The sequence below is a fragment of the Leisingera sp. MMG026 genome, assembly GCF_021654205.1.
In the GTDB taxonomy this organism is placed as follows: Bacteria; Pseudomonadota; Alphaproteobacteria; order Rhodobacterales; family Rhodobacteraceae; genus Leisingera.
In genome coordinates this window covers 1-3,384 of record NZ_JAKFZM010000103.1, presented here as the reverse complement: position 1 = coordinate 3,384, position 3,384 = coordinate 1, and the positions used below count along the sequence as shown (strand labels likewise).

General features: G+C 49.0%; 2 protein-coding genes. Both read left to right on the top strand.

The window, feature by feature from the left end; translation table 11 throughout:
• A partial coding sequence (locus tag L1069_RS23550; protein WP_237457267.1) for a hypothetical protein occupies nt 1–1,378 on the top strand: 1,378 nt, incomplete at its 5' end.
• Nucleotides 1,379–1,625: 247 nt separating this feature from the next.
• On the top strand, nt 1,626–3,332 hold the full coding sequence (locus L1069_RS23545) for a P-loop NTPase fold protein (protein WP_237457266.1): 1,707 nt from the start codon (nt 1,626–1,628) through the stop codon (nt 3,330–3,332).
• Nucleotides 3,333–3,384: the final 52 nt, after the last annotated feature.

The following is a 3,384-nucleotide window of genomic DNA, read 5'->3' as shown; positions in this document are numbered from 1 at the left end:
GCAGCCGAAGACTTCCTTCAAGAACCAGCTGCGCGTGCTGATCCTAGACCTCTATGTGGCATGGCTGGAGGATCCTGAGTTGAGTATCGGGATGTCTATGTCTCCGAACGAGTGGAAGGCCAATTCCCGATACAATGCTCTGCATCTGTCGAAGAAACTGATCCCCATCACGGAGGCATTGAGTATTGCTGGGTTGGTTGACCTCGCCAAGGGCAGCTATGCCGGTCCGGGAGCCAAGAGCAACAGAATAACACGCATCAGGGCGTCCGAGGGGCTTCAGGACATGTTCCGGGCAGCGAGGTTCCGTCGCGAAGATGTGCACCACTTCGAAGGGCAGGAAATCATCATCTTGCGGGATGAAAAGGTGGCCGGGAAAGTCGGAAAAGAAGTTGAATACACCGATAACCCAAACACCAATGCCATGCGGGACGAGTTAAAGGCGTACAATGATCTGCTGGCCGCTTCATTCATCGATATTGCGACACTGCAAGAACCGATCATACAGCGTGATGATGACGAGGTAACAGCTCCTCCACTGCATATTCACCGGGATCATGCCCGACTGCGCCGCGTATTCAGCCGTAAGGACTGGTCAATGAATGGCCGGTTTTATGGCGGCTGGTGGCAGCAGGTGAACGAAGACTGGCGGTCGAAAATCTTCATCGATGACCAGCCGACCGTCGAAGTTGACTTCAAGGGCCTCCACGTAGCGATGCTATACGCTCAAGCGGGGGCTGAAATGAAGCATGACCCGTATGCTGTTTCTGAAGAAGATTTCAAAGCATACCCTCCAGACTTGTTGCGAAAATTGGTCAAGCGACTGGCCCTTACTGCCATCAACGCAAAGGAAAAATCGGCAGCTTACAGGGCTTTCCGGGATGGATTTCCTGGAGGGCATGTCGGGAAAACACTAAGCGACAAGAAATTGGACCAGTTGCTGGCGTCCTTCTTGGAGGTGAACCCAGTTCTAGAAGAGTTCCTATTCTCAGACCAAGGCATCCGGCTGATGTACCTGGACAGCCAGATAACGGCCCATATCCACAGCCACTTTACCCAGCAAGGCGTCCCGGTCTTATCGATCCATGACAGCTACATCATCGATCACATGCGAGTTGCTGAACTTCGTGATGTGATGGCGGAGGCCTCGAAAGCCGTGGTTGGCCAAGCCTTGCCCACGTCGATCAAGTTGCCGGATATGCCTGAATACTCATACGTCTCGGACGAGCGCCTGCAGGAGGATATTGAGAACCGGAAGGGAATTCGATGCGTTGGCTACATGGATCGCCTCTTCACCTACCAAGAGCGAACAGGCCGCAGTATTTCGCCGGTGGCTCGAGGGGATGCAGAGATGGACCATAGGTTAGGGTTGCTGGGGTAGCACACTTTGGGAGCTCGAATCGCCAAACAAAATATCTGAAGCTGCAAAACCTTACAGAGAGCACAGTGATATCCTTCGATTAAGCTCGAAGTTCTTATCTGAACGGGGAGGAAGAGTACATTGAAACCAATCTTCATCCTTGATTAGCCCTCATTACCTTGAGAGTATGCAAAAGTGTAAAGGCGTTCGGCCGGGCACGGATCAATTTTAAAAGCCGAACTTGGAAAAACATTCAGAGGCGATAGACGTGACACTTGAGGCTGTCAATCGAGAACTAGAGTTCTTCCTTTCGAGCAAAGAGCCCGAAGTGCTGTGTATTCGAGGCAAATGGGGAGTAGGGAAAACTCATCTTTGGAACAAGGCTGTTGAATCCGCAAAGGCCAATAAGAAAATCCCATTCGGGAATTACTCATATATTTCCTTATTCGGCCTGAACTCTCTTGCGGAGCTTCGCTTCTCTATTTTCGAGAATCAGATCTCTTTAACTCCCGATGATGAGAAAACCAACATCGACAAGTTGGACAGCTATTTGTCATCAAGGTTCGACTGGAGGAAGAAGGCTAAGTTTATTCATCTTATTCCAGGCTTGAAGGGTATAACTGACTCAGATGCTGCCACGGCGTTGGCCTCTCTAACGACCCACGAACAACTCATTTGCATCGATGATATAGAAAGGAGAGGGAGAGACCTAGATATAAAGGACGTCCTCGGACTCGCTTCATTTTTAAAGGAGCAGCGAGCCTGCAAAGTCGTCATTATCCTGAATGAAGAGGAGCTAACGGATGGTGATCAACAAGATTTTCGAGAAAGCCTAGAAAAAGTAGTTGATATTTCGATCGAATTTTGCCCAAGCGCTGTGGAGGCAGCAGAAGCGGCATTTGACACGCCGGACGAAGTCTCCAAGAAAGTTGCTAGTAAGTGTGTCAAGCTTGGCATTACCAATATTCGCGTCATCCGAAGAATTGATCGCTTGGTACGCGCTGTGCAGCCAATGATATCAGAGTATTCAAGCGAAGTATTTGATACAGTGGTTGCTTCTGTAGCGCTTTTTTCATGGTCAAATGATCAACCAACTGAAGCTCCTTCCTTAGACTTCATCCGTTCCTTGTCAGCAGAGTGGGCTATTCTTGCCTCTGATGAAGAAGTAATGGATGACAGTGGGAGCAAAGCGTCTTGGAAGGCTAAACTCGAAGATTACGGCTACACATGGACAGATGAGTTTGATCTTGCCCTAATGGACGGTGTAATGGCTGGCTATTTCACACCGGAAAAAATTGTGCCTCACGCAAAAGCTCTTGAAGCTAAGATAGTTGCAGCTAGGGCAGATGGATCGTTTGAGAAGGCTTGGGAGGCCTACCATGGCTCCTTCGCGAATGACGCGGATGAAGTTCTCGATGGGATATACGAGTCTTTTAAGAAAAACTTCAATCACATAACGCCACTCAATGTGAATGGAACAGTGACCCTTCTAAAGGAGCTAGGGCGAGAAGATCAAGCTAAAGAGTTAATTGATCTTTATGTAAACGAAAGAGATGAAGGTCACAGTTTCTTTGACTTGAACGAGTATGCATTCGCCCACGACATTACAGATCCAGATTTGCGCGCAGCTTTTGATGCAAAGGCGGTAAAGCTAAAGCCACCACAAGACTTCAAGAGCGCCCTGTCTTCAATAAAGGACAGCTGGAGCGAAGAGCTGCTAGGTGTAATTGCGGAGGCGCCGCTGGAAAAATATCTTGAAGTTTTCAAGGCAAGCTCCGGGGTGGAGCTGAGGAGGCTATTGTCCAACGCAATGCAGTTTTCAAGAATTTCGAACCCGTCCCCGGAAATGGAGAAAATAACAACCCGAACCAAGGCAGCGCTTAAGGTGATCGGTAAGGAAACAAAAATTAATGCTCGCCGAGTTAGGCGTTTTGGTGTCGTCATTTCTGACGATGATCCCGCAGATGAAACCTGAGGTAATCGGAGCGCTAGTTGCATTTCCTGTTCAGAGCTGAGTACCGAACCTG